The 20,138-nt window shown below is 32.3% G+C and carries 15 protein-coding genes and 2 tRNA genes; 3 read left to right on the forward strand and 14 right to left on the reverse strand.

Annotation, left to right across the window (positions count from 1 at the left end):
* Positions 1-34: 34 nt before the first annotated feature.
* Entirely contained in the window at positions 35-1,345 is a 1,311-nt protein-coding gene (gene der, locus EV145_RS18445; RefSeq protein WP_133526669.1) for a ribosome biogenesis GTPase Der, read from the reverse strand.
* Between the two features lie 406 nt (positions 1,346-1,751).
* Complete coding sequence (gene era, locus EV145_RS18450) at positions 1,752-2,633, reverse strand: GTPase Era (RefSeq protein ID WP_133526670.1); 882 nt, start codon at positions 2,631-2,633, stop codon at positions 1,752-1,754.
* Positions 2,634-2,749: 116 nt separating this feature from the next.
* Between era and EV145_RS18455 the strand changes: the two genes are divergently transcribed.
* Positions 2,750-2,822 (forward strand) — tRNA-Met (locus EV145_RS18455).
* Positions 2,823-2,982: 160 nt separating this feature from the next.
* On the opposite strand, the gene EV145_RS18460 is transcribed toward EV145_RS18455, so the two are convergent.
* The 9 genes from EV145_RS18460 to EV145_RS18500 all read right to left on the reverse strand — a co-directional run bounded on the left by EV145_RS18460 (position 2,983) and on the right by EV145_RS18500 (position 12,958).
* A complete protein-coding gene (locus EV145_RS18460; RefSeq protein WP_133526671.1) occupies positions 2,983-4,098 on the reverse strand; it encodes a hypothetical protein in 1,116 nt (371 codons plus the stop codon).
* A gap of 711 nt (positions 4,099-4,809) precedes the next feature.
* Complete coding sequence (locus EV145_RS18465; protein WP_133526672.1) at positions 4,810-5,931, reverse strand: serine hydrolase domain-containing protein; 1,122 nt, start codon at positions 5,929-5,931, stop codon at positions 4,810-4,812.
* Between the two features lie 182 nt (positions 5,932-6,113).
* Positions 6,114-6,722 (reverse strand): hypothetical protein, encoded by a 609-nt coding sequence (locus EV145_RS18470; protein WP_133526673.1) that lies wholly within the window; start codon positions 6,720-6,722, stop codon positions 6,114-6,116.
* Positions 6,723-6,850: 128 nt separating this feature from the next.
* Positions 6,851-8,863, reverse strand: coding sequence for a M13 family metallopeptidase (locus EV145_RS18475; protein ID WP_133526674.1), 2,013 nt, complete (start codon positions 8,861-8,863; stop codon positions 6,851-6,853).
* A 217-nt stretch (positions 8,864-9,080) separates the two neighbouring features.
* Positions 9,081-9,758, reverse strand: a complete 678-nt coding sequence (locus EV145_RS18480) for a hypothetical protein (protein WP_133526675.1) — start codon at positions 9,756-9,758, stop codon at positions 9,081-9,083.
* Positions 9,759-9,799: 41 nt separating this feature from the next.
* Positions 9,800-10,618 carry a DUF5694 domain-containing protein gene (locus EV145_RS18485; protein WP_133526676.1) on the reverse strand — a complete coding sequence of 273 codons (819 nt, stop codon included), beginning with the start codon at positions 10,616-10,618 and terminating at the stop codon, positions 9,800-9,802.
* 240 nt (positions 10,619-10,858) lie between these two features.
* Positions 10,859-11,584 (reverse strand): hypothetical protein, encoded by a 726-nt coding sequence (locus EV145_RS18490; protein ID WP_133526677.1) that lies wholly within the window; start codon positions 11,582-11,584, stop codon positions 10,859-10,861.
* A 345-nt stretch (positions 11,585-11,929) separates the two neighbouring features.
* A complete protein-coding gene (locus tag EV145_RS18495; protein WP_133526678.1) occupies positions 11,930-12,388 on the reverse strand; it encodes an SRPBCC domain-containing protein in 459 nt (152 codons plus the stop codon).
* 78 nt (positions 12,389-12,466) lie between these two features.
* Entirely contained in the window at positions 12,467-12,958 is a 492-nt protein-coding gene (locus EV145_RS18500; RefSeq protein WP_133526679.1) for a hypothetical protein, read from the reverse strand.
* A gap of 459 nt (positions 12,959-13,417) precedes the next feature.
* Between EV145_RS18500 and EV145_RS18505 the strand changes: the two genes are divergently transcribed.
* Positions 13,418-13,489: transfer RNA gene (locus EV145_RS18505), tRNA-Glu, on the forward strand.
* A 407-nt stretch (positions 13,490-13,896) separates the two neighbouring features.
* On the forward strand, positions 13,897-14,991 hold the full coding sequence (locus tag EV145_RS18510) for an exopolyphosphatase (RefSeq protein ID WP_133526680.1): 1,095 nt from the start codon (positions 13,897-13,899) through the stop codon (positions 14,989-14,991).
* A gap of 77 nt (positions 14,992-15,068) precedes the next feature.
* On the opposite strand, the gene nagA is transcribed toward EV145_RS18510, so the two are convergent.
* The 3 genes from nagA to EV145_RS18525 all read right to left on the reverse strand — a co-directional run bounded on the left by nagA (position 15,069) and on the right by EV145_RS18525 (position 20,138).
* Positions 15,069-16,187: an N-acetylglucosamine-6-phosphate deacetylase gene (gene nagA / locus EV145_RS18515; protein ID WP_133526681.1), complete on the reverse strand. Its 1,119-nt coding sequence runs from the start codon at positions 16,185-16,187 to the stop codon at positions 15,069-15,071.
* Between the two features lie 137 nt (positions 16,188-16,324).
* Entirely contained in the window at positions 16,325-17,629 is a 1,305-nt protein-coding gene (locus EV145_RS18520) for a serine hydrolase domain-containing protein (protein ID WP_133526682.1), read from the reverse strand.
* A 4-nt stretch (positions 17,630-17,633) separates the two neighbouring features.
* Positions 17,634-20,138, reverse strand: coding sequence for a beta-N-acetylhexosaminidase (locus EV145_RS18525; protein ID WP_133526683.1), 2,505 nt, complete (start codon positions 20,136-20,138; stop codon positions 17,634-17,636).

Below are 20,138 nucleotides of genomic sequence, written 5' to 3' on the forward strand. Positions count from 1 at the left end.
AAAAAAAATCCCCATTTTACAGGGGATTTCATTTTTATTTTTCTCTGATATAAATATCGATTGGCACTCCAGAAAAGTCCCAATTTTCTCTGATTTTATTTTCAAGATATCTTTTATATGGCTCTTTAACATATTGTGGCATATTTGCAAAAAACACAAACTGAGGTGTTGGTGTTGGCAACTGCATACAATATTTAATTTTCACATATTTACCTTTTGTTGCCGGCGGTGGATAAGCTTCAATTACTTTCAGCATATATTCATTGAACTTTGAAGTTGCAATTCTTTGCTGTCTATTTTCATAAACTTGAACTGTAGCTTCTAGTGCTTTCAATAAACGTTGTTTCGTTAAAGCCGAAACAAATAAAATTGGCACATCTGTAAAAGGCATTAATTCTTTTTTGATTTTCTCTTCGTAATCACGAGTTGACATGGTATCTTTTTCAACCAAATCCCATTTGTTTACCAAGATTACAACACCTTTACGGTTTTTTTCAGCCAGCCAGAAAATACTCTGATCTTGACCTTCGAATCCACGCGTTGCATCGATAACCAATATACAAATATCTGCATGCTCAATCGCTCTAACAGAACGCATTACAGAATAAAATTCTAAATCTTCCTTCACCTTAGCTTTACGACGAATTCCCGCAGTATCAACCAAGTTGAATTCAAAACCAAAACGGTCAAATTTTGTATCAATTGCATCACGAGTAGTTCCTGCAATATCCGTTACCATGAAACGTTCTTTACCAATTAATGCATTGATAAAACTTGATTTTCCAGCATTTGGACGTCCTACAACAGCAAAACGAGGCAACACCACTTCTTCTTGAACTGGCTCTGGTTTCTCTGGGAAAGAGTCAATTAAAGCATCTAATAAATCTCCTGTTCCGCTTCCTGAGATACTTGCAAATGTGAAATATTCTCCTAATCCAAGGTTGTAAAACTCAACAGCATCTTTCTCACGCATTGCGTTATCAACCTTATTTACAGCCAATAAAACCGGTTTTGTTACTTTACGCAACAATTTCGCAACCGTTTCATCCATTGGCGTAATTCCTTCCTCTACATCAACTACAAAAATAATAACATCGGCTTCATCGATAGCAAGTTCAACTTGTTTACGGATTTCACCTTCAAATACGTCATCAGATCCACGAATGTATCCACCCGTATCAATAACAGAAAACTCTTTTCCGTTCCACTCGCTTTTACCATAGTTTCTATCACGGGTAACCCCAGATACTGAATCTACAATAGCTTCTCTTCTTTGTATCAGCCTATTAAAAAGGGTCGATTTCCCTACATTAGGTCTTCCTACTATCGCAACAATGTTATTCATTTTTTTGAATTTTAGATTTCAGATTTACAATTTCAGATTTCGTTTTTGATTAAATCACAATAAATTATAAACCTAAAATGCTTTATTTAAATTTTTTGCAAAGGTAGTTAAAAAAAGTTGCTGAGATGCTAAGTTTCTAAGTACCTAAGTTTTTTACATATTTTGTTTCAAGTTTGAGATTTCAGGTTTCAAGTTTAGAACCCAGAAAGTATAAATCAAAAAATTGAAAACTATTTATTTTTTCAGGAGCTAATCCAGCTGTCCACTCTATCTTTTGTGGTCTCGTTAGAAAAAAAACGAGACCACAAAAGGATGCCGTTTCTATCTGGGCTAGGGCTTCAAGGTATCAAGACATTTTTCGTTTTTTTCGATTAAACAAATCAACGATTAACCGATTCAACAAAAATTACTGATTATACCCAAATCGTTTCAACATATTAGCGTTGCTTCTCCAGTTTTTATTCACTTTTACGTAAAGTTCAATGTGAATTTGTTTTCCGAAGAATTTCTCTAAATCAGCTCTAGCGTCGGTTCCTACTTTTTTCAGCGCCGCACCTTTATGTCCTATGATAATTCCTTTTTGCGTTTCGCGCTCTACCATAATTACCGAACGGATTCTGATGATTTTTTCATCTTCAAAAAACTCCTCAGTAACGATTTCAACTGCGTACGGAATCTCTTTGCTGTAATTCAACAAGATTTTTTCACGAATCGTTTCGTTAACAAAGAAACGTTCCGGTTTATCTGTTAATTGATCTTTAGGATAATAAGCTGGTGATTCTGGTAGTAATTCGATAATTCTTCCAAAAACTTCTGGAACATTGAAATTCTGCAAAGCTGAGATTGGGAAAATTTCTGCATTCGGCACTTTTTCTTTCCAAAAAGCTACCTGCTCTTCTAATTGTTCCTGATTTGAATTGTCGATTTTGTTTAAAAGAAGTAAAACCGGAATTTTAGCGTGAATGATTTTATTAAAAAAAGCTTCATCTTTTAAGTCCTGCTCGCCTATTTCGACCATGTAAATTAAAATATCAGCATCTTCAAAAGCCGATTTTACGAAATTCATCATCGATTCCTGCATTTCGTATGCCGGCTTTATAATTCCAGGGGTATCTGATAATACAAGTTGAAAATCTTCGCCATTTACAATTCCTAAGATTCTATGGCGTGTTGTTTGTGCTTTTGATGTAATGATGGATAATCTTTCTCCAACAAAGGCGTTCATTAGTGTCGATTTTCCAACATTTGGATTCCCGATGATGTTTACAAAACCTGCTTTATGTGACATTTGCATAATATTTAATGTGCAAAGGTAGTCATATCAACTCAATAGAGAAAATAAAACATTTTTTAATATTTTCGTTGGATTTCTCAAAAATCGACGTATCTTTGCACCCGAAACATCGCGGGATAGAGCAGTAGGCAGCTCGTCGGGCTCATAACCCGAAGGTCACAGGTTCGAGTCCTGTTCCCGCTACTAAATAAAAAGCTTCAGAGAAATCTGGAGCTTTTTTTTATTTATACCTTTCTTATTCTCTTTGCGGGCACAGATTACAAATCTGCGCTATCTTTGTCTACATATCAGAGCGATCGGGATTTGCCCAAATCCGTTGTAGTAGCTGTTGGCAACAGTTTTTTTATTTCCATTTTAGGTTTGTGTCAGTAACAGATTTTTTTTTGATGTCAAATTTGATTATTGAGTTATTAGATCCAATTGCTTCAAGTGTAAAGTCGGAAATCGTAATATGATCCAAAGTAGTTTTCATTTTAATAGAATCTGTCAATTTAAATTTTGAATTAAAGTATTTAATAATTGGCGGATTGCTTGAACCATTTGGATAGTCTATCAATATAAATATATCATCAAGTTTATATATTTTGTCAGTACCATTTAAATATTTACTTTCATTAGTATAAACTATCTCATAATTTTTTGGTTCGGATATATTCCATTTATAAATTCCATCGCTACCAATTGATACAAAAGTTTTTTTGTCAATAAAACAAGCATCATAATAACTTGTATCATCTTTTCCACAAGCACTTAGTTTTTCGTTTTTGTTATTTACGTTCCATACAAACGTATCGACGTGTGGCCAGTCCAATACAGCGCATATAAATTGATCATCCTCACTAAATTTAATTTTAGATACGCTTTCGCCTTGTTTAAAATAGTCTACAAATTTACCAGTACTACTATTCAGCAAGAATAAAGAAGAATAATATTCTGAAGTGTTTGCTTTCGATTTTTTTTGGTAATAACTAGTTCCCAATGCAATCAAATTAGAATTATGAGAATAACAACCGGTTTCAATTTGGCTGGAATATTCAGCTAACCAATCGATTTGAAAAGAAGTAAGGTCAATTTGAAAAACTAATGCCGTTGAAGATTGTCCGCTGCTTGTAATGACTAAAAGTTTTGATTTATCGTTATTAGTAGAAAAGTTAACGGAAATTAATTCCTTAAAATTATCAAATTTGAATTCATAATTTTTTTTTAGTTTCTTGGAGAAATTATCCAATATGGAAATACTTTTTTTTGTAGCAATTATTTTTGCATTTTTTGTACTAGTATAGGCTTCTATATCATTTAATGAATCTGGCAAAATGTTGCTTTCAAAAATATATTTGGAACTATTAGTAATCTTAAGATTCTCAAAAGGAGAAATGAAATTTGTTGGTTCCTCTGGTTTTTGACCACAACTGAAAAGTAAAATTATAAGAAGAAATAGGCTTTGTGCTAATTTGAACATATGTTTTATATTGAAAAAAATCTGTATTTCATTTTTTTGGTTTGGCAAAATAACTATTAACGTTCTGCATTCGATTTTGAGTTTAGTATTTTCTTTCTGAAATAGATAAGCGAAACTAAGATTACAAGACAAAAAACAAAGATTATTTTTAGATTTCTAATTGTATCGCAAAGATTTTCACCACTAACATTTGAAACACAATCTTGAATGTTTTCTGTTTCATATTTCAGACTCACCATTGTGTTTATAATTCCATACGGTGAAACCAAAATTCCGAGTACTGAAATTGTAATTAATAAAAAATATATTAGTTTGCGTTTATTCATGAATTTTTCAATTTTCTTTTTGTTTTATATATTTTGTTAAAAAATATAGAAGCGAAAAAAACACAATAAAAATTAACGGTGCGATTTCCATTTCAGTTTCTACATTATGACTTGAAGCGTTTATAACCAACCACATAAATGCTGATAATAAAATTAAAATCACCAAAATAATTCTGATTACAATTTTAAATATTCTCATTTTGTTTTTAGATGTTCTTTTAGGTTTCTAGTAAACTGACGCATAACTTTCTCGGACTACAGCAGGTTTGTGGGACTAAATTAAGTTCATTATTCGGATTTGTCAAAACATCTCGAACATAAAACCAATTTTCCATTAAGGCTATTGTCCAAAACCGTTGTAGTAGCTGTTATCAGTAGTTTTTTTTTAATTCTCTTTTAAAGTTACTTCTAATTTATTTAAAGCATCTTCAACGTTTGCGCCTGTATTCCTATCATTTTGATTTGTAATAATTACGATTCCTAGATCATATTTTGGTAAAATTTTAAGTATATTGGAAGTTCCATTTGAACCACCGTCTTTTATATAGTTTGTATTTCCATTTTTATCTACGACAACGTCCCAAAAATATCCCATATTTATGTTTGAATATACTTTTCTATGAGATTCTATAACAACCTTATTACTTAGATCTAATTCAAACTTGATATATTTGCTTAAATCTTCCATTGTTGATTTTAAAAATTTTGATGCCCCCCAAATGCTAATAGTTAAAGGTTCCATAGCATCACCTTTTGCATTATAACCATTTGCAAGAATCTCGTAATTGCCTAAATTAAGTTTTGTAGATTTCATTCCTTCTTTTTTAAAAATCTCGTCATCTAATAAGTCCGCGTAACTTTTTTTATAGGTATTTTCTAAAATATAAGCACACAATTCTGGTGCTAAAGCACCATACTTATAGCCAGTTCCAGGAATTGAATCTACTTTTACTTTTCGTAAATCAGCTAAGAAAAGTTCTTTAGTATAAGCTTTATCGAGTCTATTTTTATAATAAAGAAAAAGGTCAGCAGGATATTTATCTCTTATTTGTTGAGTAACAGGAAACGGTGTTTGTATGCCACTTCTATGGACTAGTAAATCCTTTATTTTTATTGGCTTGCCTTGAAATTCTAAGTTAGGAAAATCTTCATTCAGATATTTTCTAATGTCTTCCTCTAATCCAATTTTACCTTCTAACACTGCATTAGCCATTAGCGTTCCTGTAAATACTTTGGTGGTAGAGCCGATTTCAAAAAGTGTTTGATTGGTCGCTTTATTACCTTTTCCTTTATCCAATTCGCCGTAGTGCTTTATATAAGTTTTTTTATTTTTGACAATGGCTATCGAAACAGAATTAGCTCCTGATTTTTTTAGAAAAGAGTCTGCAACTGTATCCATTGAATGGTATACAGATTTATCAAAATTATTTTTGTTTGAATTTGATTTTGTTTGTCCAAAAGCATGAATAGAAAGAAATACAAAAAAGATAAATGAAAATTTTGTCATAATGCTATTTTCTAAAATTTAGTTGTTTTTGGAAACTTACCGCTAACGTCTTGGTACTACAGCGGGTTTGGGATTAAATTAAGTCCATTCCTCGGATTTGCGAATTCATGCCAAATACAAAACCAACTTTCCATTAAGCCTATTGCCCAAATCCGCTGTAGCAGCTGTTGTGGGATGTATTTTTAATCACTTTTCTTATAGTTTAATTCGGTATTGCCACAGACCATTTCGGTTCTACCGTCTTTAGTTTCTTCGCCTGTATATATTTGTCTTAAAACATTCGTGTCTTTATTAATATAAAATGCCCAAATTGATTTATCAGAAAAAACAAAATCAAAGCAGGCATCACTCGTATCTCTGTATTTTGTAAAAGTTGTTTTTTCATTTTTTATTAACTTGTTCTCTTTTGTTTTAATATTTCGTTCATAAAATTGAAAATCTTTTTCGGTTATGATTAATACTTTCTTAATTAAAGTATCTTTTTCAGTTTCAAAGCCCCAATTAGAACCACTTTCAAATAACGTCCAGGTTCCAACTAAATTTTTTCTTATTTTTTGCTGAACAATTGGAAGTAATGAATCTGCTTTTTTTAATGCCATTTTTCCTAATTCATTCGTACTATTTATATTATTTACGAAGTATAAAATCATCGTTGCTCTTTCGAGTTCATTATTTTTAATGCAAGTTATAGCGTCATCAATTCTTAATTTTTGATATTCAGGTGATCTGTAATCTTGAGAATAATTAACATTCGAGATTAATAGAAAAATAATATAAATAGTGTTTTTCATTTTAGCGTACTTTCGTATTAATATATCCCACAACTTATTTATACGTGTGATAAAACTACACAAAGCCACCTAATTTTTAGCAGCTGTGCATAAACTTCCATTAAGCCTAATGCCTAAATCCGTAAGTACTACCAAATAGTTATTCTTTCTTTCTTCGGCAAAAACATTTTATCTCCAGGTTGTACATTAAATGCTTCATAAAAAGGAGTAGTATTCATTAAAGGACCATTAACACGCCAATTTGGTGGAGAATGCGGATTATTGTTAATCCACAAACGCAGGAACTCGTCTTTCATTTTTACTCGCCATATTTTGGCTATAGAAATAAAGAAGCGTTGGTCTGGTGTAAAACCGTCAATTTTTTCATTTCCTTGCCCTTGTTGAGTCATTTTAAAAGCATCATAGGCAACTGCTATTCCAGCAATATCAGCCGTATTTTCGCCAACTGTCATTGCGCCATTAATGTGCAAATCGCCTAAAACGGTATAGGTACTGTACAAATTGATAACTTGCTGTATTCTTGACTTAAACTGTGCATAATCCTCTTTTGTCCACCAGTTTTTCAGGTTTCCATCCTTGTCATATTGAGCACCTTGATCATCAAAAGTATGGGTTATTTCGTGACCTATAACCATTCCGATACCTCCGTAGTTAAGTGCATCATCTGCATTATTATCAAAATATGGGGCTTGTAAAATACCTGCAGGAAAAACAATTTCGTTTGCAGTAGGGTTATTATAGGCCGTAACGGTTGGAGTTGTAGTGTACCATTCTGATTTATCGACTGGTTTGCCCAATTTTGCCAATTGAAATTGATATGCAGCTGTAGCGGCCGAAACCATATTCTCAAAATAGGTATTTCTAGCTATCTGTACATTGCTATAGTCTCTCCATTTATCTGGATATCCGATTTTCTTGGTAATGGCAAACAATTTTTCTTTCGCTTTTTGTTTTGTAATAGGACTCATCCATTCCAATTTATCAATTCTTTTACCATACGCTTTTTGCAGATTATTCACGAGGATTAACATACGTTTTTTAGCATCTTCTGGAAAATATTTTTTTACATACAATTCACCCAGCGCATCGCCTAAATAATTGTCAACGACATTAGCCATTTTTTCGCCACGCGTTTTTTGAACCGCTTGACCAGAAAGTACTTTGGTGTACTCAAATGAGGCATCAACAAAAGGTTTGCTTAAATCATCGGCATATCTTTCTATAGAATTTGCTTTCAAGTAAATTTTCCAATTAGCAATAGGGATGGTTTTTAAGAGTTTATTAAGGGCATCATAATAGGCTGGCTGGCCTACATTAATGAAATCGGTTTTAGCTCCTAAATTATTTAAAAAAGTAGCCCAGTCTATGTTTGGATGTCTTTTTACAAGATCTGCGACAGCTATTTTATTATAATTTGCTTGTACATCTCGAAGTTCCACTTTTGTTCTATGCGAAGCAGCGATTTGCTTGTCAATATCGTAAACCAAATTAGCATTCTTTTTAGCTTCTTGAGCATTGCTGCCTGTTTGCTGAAACAATGTAGTAAGGTATTTTTTGTATGATTCCTGTATGGCAAGAGTTGACGAATCGGTTTTAAAATAATAATCTCTGTCAGGCAAACCGATACCCGTTTGATAAATTTGAGCAATGTTCATACTGCTGTTTTTATCATCAGTTGACACGCCAAAAGCTATAATAGAAGAATTGCCTGCTTTTGCTTCATTACCTACAAAATTCATTAAGGATGGCAAATCGCTAATAGCTTCAATTTTGGCAAGCAGAGGTCTGATAGGCGTGAAACCGCGTTTATCAATGGTTACAGTATCCATGCCTGATGCATAAAAATCGCCTACTTTTTGTGCTATACTTCCTGCCGGATTCTGGCTTTTCGAAATACTGTCCAATATTCCTTGCAAGCGCATTCGTTGTGGGTAATTCATAAACATGTACGCACCTACTCCGGCTTGAGATGCAGGTATTGATACAGAATCGTACCATTTGCCATTTACATATTTAAAAAAATCATTCCCAGGTCGCAACGTGGAATCTATTCCAGTGATAGCAATATTTTTTTTTCCTTCATGTTTTGAACACGATGCAAAAGCTAAGAATGCAATGAAGAGCAGTAAAGAATTTCTCATAATCTAGATGATTTCTATTAAAATGAATTGAAAAACGTTTGAGAGCAGTATTTTAAAATGTATATGCTTGGCATAGTTAATTTTAGCAGAACAATATACGAATTCAATTATTAATTCTAAAGTTTTTGCTAGAATTACTACTTATAAAAAATCAGAATTACAAGTGGTTATTTATTGTTAATACCGCAATACAGATAACCACTATTTACAGCCGTTTTTATTTAGTTTCCTTTTCTATTTCTTTGATTATTTCTTTAGCCGTTTTTATTTCTTGATCATATATTTGTACAATTTCGGCTGAAAGTCCTCCAATCATATTTAATCTGGTAATATTTGAGTTATCGATCGCAGATTCTACACCTTTATCATTGATTCTTAATGATGTTTCAACAGATAAATTATCAAAAAATTTCTCGGCATTAGTTAATCTAAGCATATTTTGTTGATAGTATTTAAGAATTGATGATTTCAATTTCTTATTTTCTATATAGCCAATTTTTCCGCTGGCCTTAAAACCATCGTAATCACCAGTAGAAGTTTCCCTATTAATAAAAGGCGGAAAAAAACTGATTTTTAATTTTTCAAATTCTGCGTAATTTGATTTATATTGATTGAATTTTTCTAAGTTTTTGTTGAAAAATTTCAGCCTTGCTGCATAAGTTTCCATAAGCAAAATATCCTGATTCAGATCCGTTTTCAAATCTATTAAGAACTCTTTCGCCTCTTCTCTTTGATGATGTTTTTCACTCATACTATGAAACCAAATAGAAATAGAAACAGCAAAAACAATAATCCCAATTTCTAGAAGAATTTCTTTAATTTTTTCGCCAAAAGTATGTCTTCCTTTAGCTGTTTTCACAATTTTTTCGGTATGCTTTATAATTTCTTCTTGCATGTTTTAGTTTTATAATTTTAAATTTAGCTATTGATGGCAGTTTATTTTAATACGCTATTTAATTCAACGACTTCAAAATCGTCATTATTTTGCAGTAAGTGTTTTAATATAGGAATATGTCCTTGTCCAAATATTAGTACAACGTATTTATCATTTGTATTTACTTGCGTAATTACATTAGCATAAATCGCTAAATTCCTCAAATACCACTCAGAAACTGCTTCCGCTCCAATATAATTCTCTCCTGCTCCAACTTTTACCATATATTTTAAGTATAATGATAAATTTTTCTGCAAAAGTTCTTTTGTATTTAGATATTTTAGTATTCCGGTTATTGAATTTCGTTTTACGACACCATCTATTTCAGCCATAAAGTTTTTCGCTGTAGTACCTAATTCATTTAATAGATACAACTGATTTTTTTCTTTAGCCGTTGCAGCTAGTAAACTGTCCTGTTTCATTAGATACAAAACATCAACACAATTAATCTGTTTTAAATTTAATTTTTTAGCTAATCTAAAACCAATTTGCTCTCGTTCAGAAACGGTTAATTTATACTTGTTTTCTAAATACGAATTATACAAACTATCAATTTGCTTTTGCTGCTTAAATGGTTTTTCTATCATCACTTTATCAGCATTTGTTTGCTTTAAAACTGCTGTTAATTCTTCTAATTCCTGCTGTCTTTTCGGAGCTAGAAAATCGTCTGTTTTTAATTCATGTGTATCTAAATGAGGCGTTTCAAAGTGAATTGTCCCGATTAATAAAATTTTAGTTTTATGTTTAGACTCTTGTCCAAAAGCTGTTGTTACTAATAAAAGCGTAATTAAAAATGTAGAAATTGTTTTAATGAAAGTCATTTTTTAGTTTATTTTTTATTGTTGTTGTTGTTGTTGTTGTTGTTGTTGTTCTAAATTGTACCAACGTTCTGGTGCTACAGCGGGTTTGGGATTAAATTAAAGCCCTATTTTCGTATTTGCCACTCGAGCCAGCAAACAGGCAAAGCAAATCATCCCAAATACGAAACCAATTTTCATTTAGCCTAAAACTTCACTCTAGCCAAACGGCTGTTAGCGGTTCGGCTCTTTATTTACAATACTTTACAAATACTTTTTTGCTACTTCCGATATTGTAACTAAATAATCATTTTTAATATTCATACTTAATTGTCTTGTATTGATTAATACTCTATTTTCATTTTTGAATATTTTTAATTTTTCACTTGGATTTGATAAGTCAGATTCAAATTTTACATCAAAAAAATCTTCAATTTGATTATCTGATAAATAGTCTCCACACGCACAAATTATTACATTAAATGATTTGTAGTAATTATTTTTTAGTAATTCGATTCTGTTAGGATTATTGAATGCTTTAATTTTACTTAATTTCGAAGGCTCAAAATTAATTTCACTTAAGAAAGTATAGTCTAAAAATTCATTTTCATTTTTCTCAATTTGAGGATAAATATGCTTCAATAATGTAAAATATTTAGTCCAAGTATGTCCTCCTTTCATTTTAGCTAGATACGGGCAAAATACATTAATATAATGCTCAGAATCATAAAATTTTGTTCTATTAAGTGTAACTCCGCTATCAATGTAGTTTTTCCATTCATTTGGATTTTCTATGCTTTCATATTGTAATTGTTTCAAATTATTCACATCAAAACCTTTCTCTTTTCCTAATATCAAAATTTTGGAATTTGGATTACCAAAGCCAACAAAGTATGGATTAGGTTTGTTTAAATTGTTTTCGCTTTTATAAAATTCTTTGCTTTTATTGAATGCTAAATTCACTAAATTCCGGAAACTTTCATTATACATTTTGAAGAGTTTTGTTTATTGAAAAATTGCTATAATTAATTCTAATTTTATTGACTTGGAAATCGTCTTTTTTTCTTTCCAATGGAGCTGAACACTAACTCATTCATACATGTGACAAAACCACACAAAACAATCCAAATTCAGCAGATATGCGCGATAAATATTATACATTTTCAAATGTACTTAACTACCTAAAGATATCCTTACGGGTTTCCGTACCACACCATTTTATTTAGGACAATTAAAATCTTCCGGCTACACACATAAAAAAAAAGCTCCAGATTTCTCCGAAGCTTTTTTTTATTAAAACTTAAATAGTCACAAAACTTTTATTCCTCTTATTTTTCACTGTACCGAAATTTCTTCTAATTTATCCAATGCTTTTGGATACGTGTTATTAAAAAAATCCAAATATTCATCAATAGTATCCATCTCCACGGTCACGGTAGTAATGCCGTTATTTTCCTGAAAATTATAATTTTCGTGTCCGCCTGCCCATTTTTCTACTTCCTCGCCTGTCGTTACTTCGGTATCACCGTCCAAAAAACCGTAATGACGAATGGAAACAAAATTGGCAGGTTTGTGTTCTACAATTTCAGAAACCATTCCTCCTTTTTTGCCGTTTTCATCTACTCCTACAAAAAGTATCTTGCTTCCTTTGTCCCAACTACCCTCATAAGTAGAAGAAGGGTTAAAAGTAGCCACCCAATATTCGTAAGTGGCTTTGTCCTTTAAGCCAAGCATCGTTTCATATACCTTTTGAGCCGATGCCTTAATTTCTTTTTTAAATTGTAATTTTTGCATTGCTTTCTTTATTTTAAAATTTTTAAATCAGTTTGATATCTATTTTACTTAAATTCTTTCCTTTCCGAGATTCTAAATTTATAGCAATTTATTATTCTTTAATATTTCAATTGTATTGCCATTAAAAGGCAATCGTATAATTTTTTTCCACTTTATCCATGTAGATTGATCAAGTTGGTTTTCTATATCACTTATTAAAATCTCCTTTGTTCCAACATAGAACTCGTCAAAATATTCTTTTTTGTCCAATGTCTTAACATACTTATCGGATGTTATTAATTGAATATTCAGAGATTTGATCTTATTCCATTCTACATATTCAGAAAAGAATAAACTACTTTTCAATATGCCCCTTTTATTTACCGTGATTACTGTAGAAAAATAATTCAGTAAAGTCATCGCTAAAATAGTGCCTGATGTATATAAAAAAAGCAACAAATTCCTTAATACACCTTCTCCTAATCCAATTTTAAAAGCACACCAGCCTACAAAAAACACAAATATTAATGGCCCTCCTAAATTAAAAATATTTTTAAAAGTGAAGTTTTTAAGTGTAAGTTCATTATCCATTTTTTGTATCAAATTATGTTTTAGAAATTTTGAATTACATAATGATTTACAGAAATCTCTTTCATGCAATATTCTAGTAAATTTAGTTTTTATTTTTTTAAGTAGGCCAATTTAACTGAAGTTGATAGCGGATTTACCATTGTCAGACCTCTTTATAGTCACAAATAAAATGGTCGCGCTAGCATTAGAAGGCTACTAAATCAAAAGAATATTCTTTCAAAATAAAAAATTAGCCTTAAAACTTTTAATTTCGTTGAAAATTTTATTTGCAAAAAACAGCTCCTTATCTTCGCTTCTTGCACGAAACAATCAATTACGAATCAAATAAATACGATTTAATAATTTAAAATTTACTGCTTATAAATTTTGAATTTTTAGAATAACTAAGAAAAGTTTTTTTAGAAAACGTTTTGCGTATTTCAAAATTATTTGCACTTTTGCACCCGCATTAGCAAAACAGGTCCGTTCGTCTATCGGTTAGGACGCCAGGTTTTCATCCTGGTAAGGGGGGTTCGATTCCCCCACGGACTACTTACTAAGGTAAAAGCTTCAGAGAAATCTGGAGCTTTTTTTGTTTTTATATTACTCGGAAAATATTGGCAGACTTTATTCGTTAAGTATTATACTGAAAATTCAGAAGAAAAAATAAGGCAATTTATGACATTGATCAAAAAATTTCATCAAACTCAATAATCCTTCAAATAATAACATTAAAAAAACAGGTAAGTTCTTTTTTCTTCAAACAAATTGTCGGATTTTTGCAAAAATTAATTAAAACCCAAATACCATAATCCTAATAACCTACAATAAACTCTTTCGATTTTTAAGTGCTTTTTAGTGCTAAAAAATCTCGATTGCAGTGCTGCACAATTTAGACAATTAAATCATTCTCGTACATCATTTTTCAAAACTATATTACAACACAACAATTAAATCCAATGATTAAAAAAAACAAACCCCAAATTTTATTTTTTATTCTTTTAAATTTATTATTTACTATTAACACCTTCTCTCAAAAAAGCGTTTACGCCGGAATTGAAATTGGAAGAAGAGCAATCAAAGTTTCAGTTATCGATGTAAACAACATCAGAAAAGCTGATTATAAAATTTTGTATTTCGCTACTGAAAGACTTGATTTTGCTGCACATATTGCTGAGAAAGGTGAACTTCCGCAGGAAGACATCAACAAAATCAGCGTTACCGTTGTTGATCAATTGAAGAAAATAAAAACCGATTTTAAACTTCTTGAAGAAAACATCTTTATCGTAGCAGCGCCAGTTTTTGCATCTGCACGAAATGTTGATGTTTTAAAAACCAAAATCGCTACTCTTACTAACAAAAAGCTTGACGTATTAAATGTTGAGGAAGAAGCTAAAACACTTGTTAAAGGTGCTATGCCTGCTGTTGATTACGCTACTGCTTTTTTACTTGATATTGGCGCTCAAACTACTAAAGGTGGTTATATTGATGAGCTTGAAGACGATAAACTTGCGTTTATACCTTTAGAACTTGATTTTGGAACAATGACACTTACTGACGCCGTAAAAAAGACAGTTGCAAATCCTAACCAAGCAAATGATATGTCAACGTATCAGGAAAAGTCTTTTGACTTTAATCCTGTTTTACGCAAGAAGGTAAAAGCTATGCTTGATGAAAATCCGCTTTTATTGAAAAAAGACAAAATGTATTTATCTGGTGGTGCTGTATGGGCTTTTTCGACATTATATTATGATGAAAATGTAAAAGATCATTATATTTCTTTAACACTTGAAGATGTTGTTAATTATGATGCAATCTTGAAAAATAATTTTATCAAGTTTACTACTATGGCAAAAACCAATAAAGAAGCGGCAAGAGTGTTGAGTACTTATGACCAGCAATATCTTATTTCGGCAAACAACATTTTACTGACTTGTCTTGAAAGTATTCCGAATTTAGAAACAAAGAAGATCTATTTTGTAAAAGAAGGACAAGTAATCTGGCTTATCTCGCATATTGCAGATCGTTCTAAAAAAGTAAATACTAATTTCTAAGCATCTTACTCTAAAATAATTACAAAAAAGCTTCAGATTTCTCTGAAGCTTTTTTTATTTATTGAAATCCTTTTATTTTAAATAAAATTCAGTGTTTCAATTTCAGATAAATCAACATCAAATTTTACAAAAGTCGCTGGAAATCCCTTTTTTATTTTCCCTAATTGATCTTGTAAACCTATTGCGCTTGCCACTCGGGAAGTTGCCATTTTTATAGCTTCATCCGTCGAAACATTTAAATATTTATAAGCATTTTGAACTGCTTCCTGCATTGATATGGAGGCGCCTGCTAAATTACCTTCATTATTTCTGTAAAAACCATCTTGTAAATGCGCATCAAAATTGTCCCATTTAAAGCTTTCGACTTTGCGTCCTAAAAAGGCAGCGTCACTAATTAAAAACAATTTATCCTGTTTTAATTTGTATGCCACTTTTGCTGCTGCATAATCACAATGTGCTCCGTCTAAAATAATTGGCGCGTAAACATTCTCATTTTCAAATACCGCCCCAACCAAACCTGGCTCACGATGCCCAAATTGGGTCATTGCATTAAACAGGTGCGTAACTAATTTTATTCCTTTTGAAAAATAATACTGTGCTTCTACATAGGTCATTGTCGAATGGCCTGCCGATATCACAATGCCACTTTCCAATAGCATATCCAATTGTTCATCGCTAAAACATTCTGGTGCAATTGTGATTACTTTTATAACATCTTTCCCTAACCGAATAATTTCTTCAAGCTCTGCATTTGTGGGCTTACGAACCTGATTTATACTATGCGCACCACGCTTTAAAGGATTTAAAAACGGGCCTTCTAAATGCATTCCTATTACGCCGTTATTATGTTTTTTTCTGTAATTGCGAACAGCCTCAATTCCTTGAAGAATTGTTTCGTGAGAAGATGATATTAAACAAGGAAGTACTTGAGTCGTGCCGTATTTAAGGCTCGCATTGTAAATATCCTCAATTGCTTCTTCGGTAGGAGTCTGACTAAAATAAAGCTTTTCTCCACCATTTATTTGAATATCTATAAAACCTGCCGCAATGTGTTTTCCCTGCAAATCAATTGTTTCAATACCATTTGGAATTTCCCTTTGAATTGAAAGAATCTTTCCATTTTCAATAATAACGGCATTATCAGTAATGATTTCATCACCGGTATGTATAACTGCATTAATTATTGCTTGCTTCATTTTTTATATTTTTTTACTATTTATGAATCAGATATTGCTAAAGTTTTCCCGCCACTAATTTGCTTCGCCTGTTCACTATCACTCGGTTCGTGGAAAAAAATCAATTTAATCCTTTTAATCTGTGGCTAAGCTTTTTTCTAATTATTGATTTGTTTCCAAATTTTGGCACTAAAATCATCTTTATACATTAATCTGTTTGTGCGGGTTGGATTAACGCGATTGGTCAGAATAATTAGAAACCTGTTGTTGTCTGGATTCATAAAGAAAAAAGTTCCTGTAAAACCGGTGTGTCCAAAATCATTTTCTCTAAAAAACTCATCCGGTTTTCGTTTGTCAAAACCAAGTCCGCGGTAGATTCCCTCTTTGGCGAGCGGTGAATCTCTAAACTCTTTTACCACTTTAGCTTTTAGAATTTGTTTTCCCTTATACTTTCCATTATTCAACAACATTTGGCAAATAACTGAGATCGATTGTGCATTCGCAAATAAACCTGCATTACCAGAAACGCCACCAAAAATCGCCGCTGCCTCATCATGAACATAACCTTTAATGGTGTCTTTTCTAAAGAAATTATCCAATTCTGTTGGCATTACATTTTCTTCCGAAGTCCATTTTAAAGGATTATATCCAATTTTTGTGATTCCTAATTCTGTATAAATTTCTTTTGTTAGTTGATCTAATTTCAAACCTGTTTTAGCTTCGATCATTTGTTTTACTAAAAGCAAATTCAGATCGCTGTAAACATACTTTCCTCGTACATTGGTATTTGCACTAGCAATTTGATCATAAACTGTTTTATAAAATTCTGGATTTAACCACATATTTTTATAAATCTGAACCCAATTTTCTTTCGGCACAAAAGAAAGATAATTGGCATCGTAAACAATGTTCTTGTTTACATACATCGTGTCAAACAAATCAGGATAATTGTCTGATTTATCTTTGCTTAACAAAGGCGAACCATCGGGCGTTGAAAGCAGACTTTGATAAAAAGTGATACTGGCTTTTAATCCTGAAGTGTGCGTTAACAATTCAAACAACGTCAAATCGGCAATTGGCGTGTTTTTATAAACCGCAACCAAATCTCCTACTTTGTCGGTAAGCTTTATTTTATCTTCCCCAACTAAACGCATCGTTACAAGAGTTGCTCCCAAAACTTTAGACATAGAAGCCAGATCGTAAACATCATCTGATTTTACAGGCTGTTTTTTCGAGTAATCATGAAAGCCATAATTTTTCGAAATAAAAACAGCATCCTTACTGCCGACAATAATCTCAGCTCCCGGAAAAAAACCTTTTTCAAGCGCATTCGTCATCATCGAATCGATGTAAACTTCATTTCGTTTTACATCAAAAGATTGCTTCGAATTTTTCTGCGAATAACTATTTGTTCCGAAAAAAATCAAAGAAGCAATTATAATTTTGGCACTAATATTTTTCATATTTCTATGGATTAATTCTTAAGTCCTGACTTGCCATCAGCGGTTCGTTGTTTGTTCCCGTAATGACAATTTTCACTGCTTTTACTGGTTGTTTTGGATAGATTGACGCGTTTCCGTAATCAAAATCATCTCCTTTTATAAAATCAATTCCGTTATAAGAGTATTCAACATAACCATTATTAATGATGAATCTTGGGTGATGCGGAATCCCAGTTAACACATCAATTTTAGAAGAAGTTACAGGATTATTAAAAGTATATAAAATCCAGTCGCCATTTGCACAGGGAACATCGGTACGCAGATAACTTTCGATATTATAATCTTCTAAATTTTTAATTGCAAATTTAGGATTTTCGGCCATCGACGACGTCACTTTTACTTCCGGCTCTAAATAAGGCGAACAATTGAAATTTACTTTTGCAGCTGATGCTGTAGCCTCTTTATTTTCAACCGTAAAATCTAAACGATACGTGTTTTTTTCATTATAATTCTCAATTACAAATCGCAAACGAGGTTTTGATTTCAGCGTTTTTTCTTCTGGGAAACTCTGTATTAATTGATCATTTTCAAAAAGTGAAACCGTTCTCACAACGCCGTTGGCACTTCCATCTGTTGTTGGATTAAAGGCTAAATACCAAATGCCATTTTTATCAACGTGTTCCGAAATATTCTCTGAAATATTCAAAACTTCTACTTTTGAAGTATTCCAATTAGCAACAGACAGTTTTTCTGCTTTTATTGCCGGGCTGGCCACATCTTCATTAAAAAAAGTACGGAACATATAGTCTTCGTAATCCTTTGTTTGAATTGGTTTTGTATATAAAGCCGATTGTCTTGTTGGCTCGTTTCCTTGCGCATCATAACGTACAATCGCACCTTCATAAGGTGGCGTTACGGTAATCGTTCCGTTTTGATAAATTGCTGTTGGAGGAAAATCTCTAAAAGCAATTCCCATATTCGCCAAACGCTGTAAATGACTGTGTGTTAATCTTCCGTAAAAATCCTCCCAGTTTTTATCTTCTTTTTTAGACCATCCAATTTCAGATAAAGCACTGATTCTCGGATAACTTTGGTATTCTACAAATCGTGTTGGGCGATCTAAATATTCGCTCCACAAAGCGCCCTGAACTCCTTTTATCAATTTCTGCTGTTCTGGCGTCAAATCATCATTTGGAATTGGCTCAAATGAATAGGCTCTTTTGGTATCTGTAATCGCGGCCCAGCGATGACCGCGTTCGTTTTCAGACTGTGCCATGTCAAAATAGGCATATTGTCCCGGCATCATAATGGTTTCATATCCTCTTTTCGCCGATTCAATTCCGTAGCTTATTCCCTGCCACGCAGAAATTAACGTATTCGGATTTATTTCTCCGCCTTTTAAGATTTCATTCCAACCATCCGTTTTTTTATGGTATTTATCTACAATTGCTTGAACTCTTCTAAAGAAATAATTCTGAAGCTGAAAACTGTCTGTAAAACCTTCTTTTTCCATTAAAGCACGGCATTTTGGGCAGTGTTCCCAATTGGCTCTGTTTACCTCGTCTCCCGCAACATGAATATATTCGAAAGGAAACATTTCTGAAAATTCTCTTATAATAGAATCTAAAATTTGGTAATTTTCTTCACGTCCTACACACCAAACATTTTTTACTTCTCCTTGAACACTTTTGAGTTCCTGACTTATAGCACATCCAATTTCTGGATACGAAGCTGTTACCGCACGCGAATGTCCCGGAATTTCAATTTCTGGCATTACCGAAATTCCTCGAGCCGATGCATACGCCACTACTTCTTTCATATCGGCTTGTGTATAAAAACCGCCGTAACGTTTGTCTCCAGATCCGTAAGATGGCAATAAAACTTCTCCCGGTCCTCTCCAGGCTCCTTTTAAAGTTAAATCTGGCATTGATTTGATTTCGGCTCTCCAGCCATTATCATCTGTTAAATGCCAATGAAAAATATTCATTTTGTGCGCTGCAAGCCAGTCGATATAATTTTTAACGGTTTGTTTGTCAAAAAACTGTCTTGAACAATCGAGCATCATACCACGCCATTCAAAACGGGGATAATCTTCTATTTTTACAAATGGGATACTTCCTTTTTTAACGTCTTTTGCAGAAGAAATTTGTAATAAAGTCTGCAATCCGTTTAAGACTCCGTTCGAAGATTTTCCTTTTACCAGAATTCCTTTTTTGTTGATAGTCAATTTATAACCATCATTTGGAAGATTCATTTTTTCATCAACCAAAAATGCAACAGTATTTTTTTTATGTTTATTTCCGATAGAAACAACTGGGCTAATTCCTGTATATTTTGAAAAAGAAGCCTTTATATAATCGGCACTTTTTTCTGCTTTTTTGTCTACAATAATTTGTACCGATGACGGAATAACAAATGCTCCTTCTTTTTGTTCCACTTTTACCGGTTTCGGAATTATATCAAGTTTCTGTGCTTGCAGACAACTTAAAGAACTCAGAAAAATGGCTATCAGCAATACACTTTTTTTCAT

It is taken from the genome of Flavobacterium sp. 245, assembly GCF_004362055.1.
Taxonomy (GTDB): Bacteria; Bacteroidota; Bacteroidia; order Flavobacteriales; family Flavobacteriaceae; genus Flavobacterium.